General features: G+C 40.7%; 7 protein-coding genes. 6 read left to right on the top strand and 1 reads right to left on the bottom strand.

Annotated elements, in window-relative coordinates:
- Positions 1-86 precede the first annotated feature (86 nt).
- The 6 genes from BLO53_RS15695 to BLO53_RS15715 all read left to right on the top strand — a co-directional run bounded on the left by BLO53_RS15695 (position 87) and on the right by BLO53_RS15715 (position 4,583).
- Positions 87-725 carry a hypothetical protein gene (locus BLO53_RS15695; protein WP_092063686.1) on the top strand — a complete coding sequence of 213 codons (639 nt, stop codon included), beginning with the start codon at positions 87-89 and terminating at the stop codon, positions 723-725.
- A 115-nt stretch (positions 726-840) separates the two neighbouring features.
- On the top strand, positions 841-996 hold the full coding sequence (locus BLO53_RS19315) for a hypothetical protein (protein WP_176757318.1): 156 nt from the start codon (positions 841-843) through the stop codon (positions 994-996).
- On the top strand, positions 962-1,558 hold the full coding sequence (locus BLO53_RS15700; protein WP_176757319.1) for a hypothetical protein: 597 nt from the start codon (positions 962-964) through the stop codon (positions 1,556-1,558). Before BLO53_RS19315 ends, BLO53_RS15700 begins: the two co-directional genes overlap by 35 nt.
- A 40-nt stretch (positions 1,559-1,598) precedes the next feature.
- Entirely contained in the window at positions 1,599-2,393 is a 795-nt protein-coding gene (locus BLO53_RS19700; protein WP_242875394.1) for a hypothetical protein, read from the top strand.
- Between the two features lie 107 nt (positions 2,394-2,500).
- Positions 2,501-3,544: a hypothetical protein gene (locus BLO53_RS15710; protein WP_092063689.1), complete on the top strand. Its 1,044-nt coding sequence runs from the start codon at positions 2,501-2,503 to the stop codon at positions 3,542-3,544.
- Between the two features lie 130 nt (positions 3,545-3,674).
- Positions 3,675-4,583 (top strand): hypothetical protein, encoded by a 909-nt coding sequence (locus tag BLO53_RS15715; RefSeq protein WP_092063692.1) that lies wholly within the window; start codon positions 3,675-3,677, stop codon positions 4,581-4,583.
- 1,676 nt (positions 4,584-6,259) lie between these two features.
- On the opposite strand, the gene BLO53_RS19320 is transcribed toward BLO53_RS15715, so the two are convergent.
- The coding region (locus BLO53_RS19320; protein WP_207648485.1) for a hypothetical protein at positions 6,260-6,451 on the bottom strand (192 nt) is incomplete at its 5' end.

Below are 6,451 nucleotides of genomic sequence, written 5' to 3' on the forward strand. Positions count from 1 at the left end.
TTAATAAAAGGATGCTAGTCGCACTTAGCGAGCATTGCGAGCTTAGTAAGACTGTATCCGAAGTGAAACGGAGGTGGTATTACATTATGAGTATCGGAATCAACACAAACTATGGAAACTACAACTATGCAGGCGTTAATAATGCTGAGCCTAGCTGGGCAAAGAACGATGAGAAAGACGAAGAGAAGGAATCAGCGGTAAACCAGCAGGGCGCTGTATATGAGAAGACAGCCACAGAGAAGAATAGCAAAGAGGATGATTCCAAGGCAATCTATAAGAAATCAGCTACAGACAGAGCAGCTATTGTTCAGCAGATGAAAGCAGCAGAGGAACAACAGAGAAACCAGCTGATGGCTATAGTTCAGAAAACTCTGCAGGGACAGGTAGGTGCATATGGCAAGGCTACAGGAAACAGCATGTGGCAACAGCTTGCTGGTGGAAATATCAAGGTTGATGCGGCTACAAGAGCGCAGGCACAGAAAGATATTTCTGAAGACGGATACTACGGTGTAAAGCAGACATCCCAGAGACTGTTTGATTTTGCTGCAGCCCTTGCCGGAGATGATGTCGACAAGATGAAAGAGATGCAGAAAGCCATGGAAAAGGGATTCAAGCAGGCTACTAAGACCTGGGGACGTGAACTTCCGGCAATATGCAAAGAGACTATGAATGCAGCCAATAAGCTGTTTGAGGATTATTATCAGCAAGCTTCACTAAGCTCGTAAGAACCTCGCTAAGTGAACTTGCATGGCTCGCACTAAGCTCAAAAGAACTTCGCTAAGTGCTCTGCTCAACTCTAATGAACAGGTAGTTTGATAATAACGAAGGGGGCTGGTGGTTATGGCAGATGGTCTTAAAGCATTTTTTAGGGAACTATTAGATCCAAGTCCTATCAAAGAAAAGCACGTTGATCTCACGATGGAGCAGTTTGAAGAACTTCAGAGAATATTGGAGAACGCCTATGAATATAAACATGCAAGGGTTAAATCTTCTTAACAGACCTATGAGCAAAGCAACGCAGGATCGAATGGAAAGACAGGCTAAGCGTGATAATCAGATAGCCTTCTTTGAAAAGCAGAAGGAAAACCTAAAGAACATGAAAACCAATTCTCTTGAGGATATCCAGAGGAAGCTTGATATGTTCCAGCAGTATGATGACCAGATTGATGCAGCTAAAGCCTCGTATAACAACTCTCAGATGTTCCATATACTGGATGAGGCCAGAGAACGCGGTGAAAAGATTGCTGAGGAAGCTGAGAAGATGGCTCCAAAGACACCGGAAGAGCGTCGTGAGGAAATGATCGAGGAGGCAACTGGTATTGACAAGGATAAAGGTATTCTTTCTGAGGTCATGGATGAGCTTGAGGATCAGATTGAAGAGCTCGCAGAGATGGCAGAGGACATGGCTGAACTTAACGAGGAGAATCTTGAGGCGCTATCAGATGAATCACTTGCTGAAGCTGATGCCGCTGCAATAGCACAGGCGAAGGAATTAAATAACTTGCCACTTGATAAAGCGTTGCCTGAAAAATATAGGCATATTGATTACCACATATAAAGGGAATGGATTCCGGGAAACAGCAAAGGAGGGTGAATAGATGTCAACAATCAGAGGATATTCACAGAGTAACTATTATGACAGCGCTGATAACGATTATAGCGCGTATAACCAAAATGCCAGTTCATTCCTGGCTGGTTTAAGTATCAATTCAGGGAACAGCAATAATAATGGTATCATGGGTGGAATAAACCTCTCAGATTACGCCAGTATAAAGAATGGATCCTATGGGAAACTTGTTAAGGCCTATTATGCCAAGCAGAAGGCTGATGGTGCTTCATCAGGTAGGGATTCATCTGCAAAACTTACTTCCATGGGAAGTGCAGCAGGTACTCTGGCAAAGTCCGCAAGTGCTCTTATGAAGGACTCTCTTTGGGAAAAGAAACAGATCAAGACTAAAGATGAGAAGACGGGCGAAGAGACTACAAAAGAAGATTATGACTGGGATACAATTACCAAGGCTGTAAAGTCATTTGTTGATAATTACAACAAAACTATTGAGAGTGCCGGTAATTCAAACACCAAGGATGTTTTAAGAAATGCTGCATGGATGACCAAGACCACAAAGTCTACAGAAAGGCTTCTGGCGCGTGCTGGTATATCAGTAGGTGCTGATAATAAGCTTGAGCTTGATGAGGACGCCCTTAAAAAGGCGGATATCAGTACTTTGAAGAGTGTATTTACAGGTTATAACTCTTTTGCATCAAAGGTTTACGACAAGGCGCAGTCCATGACAAACGCCGCAGCAAGAGCTGGTGGCACGTATACGAGTACTGGAAATTATTCAGATGTGCTGTCATCAATTCTGCCGTCAAATATTGATAAAAAAGAGTGAGCTATTCAGGCTTTAATAAAGAATCATTTTTGCCGATATACATATAGATGAACATAATTATGCATGATACAAGATAGTATCAGTTTTGCCATAAGTGGAGGTGCTTTATGAGGATACAACAGAACACGGATGTTCAAATAAATCCTTTCCAAAATCAGAATAATGCCCAGTCGACTACTGGGGTAGGTAAAACTGCACATAAGAGCGGCAATTTGTCCTCAGTATCAGGTGCCAATCTGAAGGGTGAAAGCCTTGTCCAGCAGAGGCAGGGCCTAGCCAGAAAACAGGCACTCAAGGTGGTTTCCGATGCTTTTGGCGGCGAGAAGAAGCTGGATGCTCAGATGCAGGGCATTAAAGATGAGATAAAGCGTCTTCAGGATGTGATAAACGAAAAGACTGCTGATACGATGGAGAATGATGCCAGGCTAAAAGAGTTACAGGAACAATATGGAATTGATCTGGACAGCGAAGAGAATAATGAGCTTTCAAAACTTGCTTTTAAGATGAATAATTCCAAGGATGGTTTATCTGATGAAGAAAAAAGCAAAATGTCAGAGTATCAGCAGCAGGCTTTATACTATGTTGCGAAGAATCAGCAGAATTCACTTGATATAGACAGGGCAAAAGCTCAGCAGATGGGAAATGTTCAGGGCTTTGCAGATATGAAAAGAGAACGAGCTAAGTCACAGGATATGCTGAAAGCTCAGGATGAAGCTGAAGATATTATGGAAGCAGCGGGCGAAGAGGCTATAGCTCTTTTGACGCAGGAAGCGGTTGAGCATGTAGACGAAGAGCAGAAGGAACGCGAGGAAGAAGCCAAAGAAGCTGCCGAAAAGAAGAAAGAAGAGAAGAAGGAAGAAGCAAAGAAACTCGAAAAAGAAGCTATGCAGCAGGAAATGATAGAGAATATCAAGGAACACGCAGTAGAGAGCCAAAGAACCAGTGCTGATACCAAACGGGCTATTGCAAGAAGAGAACGTGCAGAAGCTGACAGCATGGGAGCAGAGGATGCCCAGAGAACTATTATTTCTGAGAGTGCATCTATGGAGGATACGCAGAATGCTGTTAATTCTGAAATTACGAATATCCTCAATAAGCTGAGCTTACTTTCAAATGATGTTAAGGGCAGCGCTGTTGACAGTCAGATATAAGAAGAACGCTATTCATGACATAGATGATGCTATTGGTGAAATTAGTATTATCTGATAAAGGATTGATGCCGAAAGGAAAAAGAGAAACCCTTGTGATATTCACAAATCATGTACAAGGAGGTAGATGATTATGACAGGAATCAATATTACTTCAGTGAACAGACAGGTAAAAGATATTAGTCAGGATATATATGCTGCAAAGTTGCAGCGTGACGAGATGCAGACAAAGTCTGTAAATAAGGATGAGAGCAGTGGCTTACAGAACGCGGTTGCCGAGAAACTAAGTGATAAATCTAAAATAAATACTGCTTTCTCAGATACGGCAGCTACCTTGTCTATTTCTGCTTTAGGTGCTGAAGAATTAGAAAAAGTGAGAGATTCCTGGAATAATCATCCTGTAAGCGCTTTATATGAAAAAGACATACCGGTAAGCAAAAATGCAGAAGGTGTTTATAAAATTGGCGGAGCTTCTTTTAATGATGAGGAGTTATCTGCTGCAAGAGATTTGATAACAGGTGTCGGAAGTCAGTTAAAGAATGGATATCTCAGTTACAGAGATTATGCAAAGATGGAAGTAGCGCAGAAGGTTGTTGATAACCGTGCTTACGAAGGCTTTAATGATGATCAGGCCAAAGCTATTAGCAAGGCTATGAAAGACTACAATAATAATCTGATCAGAACTCAGGAAAGGATGCTGGCAAATAAGAAAACTAAGACTAATGATGATCCTGAATCCGGAAAATATTTTGGCATTGAGGTTCATGTGCCAAATGAAGTAAGAAAATCAACTAATGAGTATGCAAGCACAGATATTGCAACAAACCGGGATCTTATTGCAAACATCCGTGACAACATCATAAATACAGATTTTTCAGACAAAGAGACGGTAAACAAATTAAAAGCCTCATATGATGAGTTGATGAGACCTGCTTATAATGCACAATATCCAGATGTGCTCAAGGCTAACGTGGATGATGTGATATCTAAAGATATAAGCGATTTTCTTAAGCTTATTGAATATGCAGATAAGTGGGGATAGATAAATGATATAATGAAGACAGAAATAGAGATGTTTCCGATGTAAGAGCATCGTAAAAAGTTGTGCTGTAGATGGAGCAGGGTAAGCTTTCCACCACATAAGATGCCATTTGCAGGTATCAAGCCCGGCAATGGGGATAAACGTTGTAGTCCAGGCAGGGGACTTAATTATTTCTGCACCTTTAAGGCATCTTAACTGGGTGCTAAGGCTGACAACCAGCAGAAAACTCTTTGACACAAGACGGCATTAATGCTATATTCAAGATACAAAAAGGTACTACCCGTACAGCAACGGCTAGTCCGAAATTATACGATTATTAAAATAACCGCTAGTTTTCGAGGCTGAGCGGTTATTTTAATGCTTGCTATTCCGACCTATGGAATAGCCGAGACCGAAGAATGTTGCGCAAAGCGCAAGTACTGCAATCAAGCCTTCCATGGTTATCATAGGGCAGGTTCCTCCTATAGGTATTCTCTTGCGAGTTTCTATATTAACAGGGCTTGTACTCCCTGATAGAGGACTAACCGCGACCGTTTAGGTAGCACCAATAGCATAATTATAGCAGTAATCATAGGCTTGTAAACTTAAATCGGTATCGAAGATATGGAGTTATACTATTTCGTATACTGTATCTGAGAAAGCAAAAAATTGTTTGACCTATTGTTTGACCAAGAGGTCAGTCGGTGTTGTCAAACCTCCTTTCCATGCGGGCTTTGAGAAATTTCAATCGTGTTCGAATCACGTCACTCCGATTGAAAATAACCGCATAAATATGCGGTTCTTTTTATGTATTAGCTTTTGTGTATTAGCTTGTATGTATTGAATTTTAATTTATTTGATGAAATAAAGCTGAGAATTACGTCTTGAATTCTGTTTTATTCAAAACTACAGTAGCTCATTTCCTGAGTTACTGCTAGATTTTCCAATTATTCATTTTTATAGTAAGCCAGAGAATTTTGGACTACGAAATTTTTTTAGTGTTTTGCATACTAGCCGTAAGCTTGCTTGATTCTTACCGCTGCGGAGAAAAATAGACAATTCAGGCAGTAAGACAATTGCATACAAATCCTTTTAATTTGCAGAGTCTTACTATAGTTTTGCTTGTTTTGATAATTGAGCAGTAATCAATTTTTGAGCATACTGCTTAGAAAAATGAAATGAAGAACTAGACGTAAAAATATATGTGGTGCAGAAAAGAAAATATCTATATATTGATAGGCACTGGTTATGCGGATATAAAAGGAAATTATACCAACACAACGCCAAGCATCAATTTCAAGAGAGCAAGCGCAACTTATTGCCAAGTATCAATTTCAAGAGAGCAAGCGCAACTTATTGCCAAGCATCAATTTCAAGAGAGCAAGCGCAACTTATTGCCAAGCATCAATTTCAAGAGAGCAAGCACAACTTATTGCCAAGTATCAATTTCAGGAGAATAAGCACAACAAAATGCCAAGCGCAATCTGAGAAAAGCAGTATGACATAACGACGAGCAACAATTTTAGAAAGGAAATATCAAATTAATGAGAGGCTTCTGGCATAAAGGTGGGTACTATGCCTAACCTCTGATGTACTTTTACAATTGAAAAACCATCTGTGTTTCTGTAATGTATTAGCGACTAAACTACAACATTCAGAGATACCGGAGGTACCCACAGATGGTTTCTGCTAATACACTATGTAAAAAACTGCTCAATGTCAACCATGCTGTCATAGAAGATGCAAATTTCTATGATGACCAGGATGGTGTATGCCACCTCAGGATACAGGCTAGGACTGATAAATGGCATCAGGATGATTGCCCGTTCTGCCATAGGCGGTGCTATCGTTATGATCAGAAGACCGAGCATCCTCGCACTTGGAGGAGT

The organism is Butyrivibrio sp. INlla14, assembly GCF_900102515.1.
In the GTDB taxonomy this organism is placed as follows: Bacteria; Bacillota; Clostridia; order Lachnospirales; family Lachnospiraceae; genus Butyrivibrio.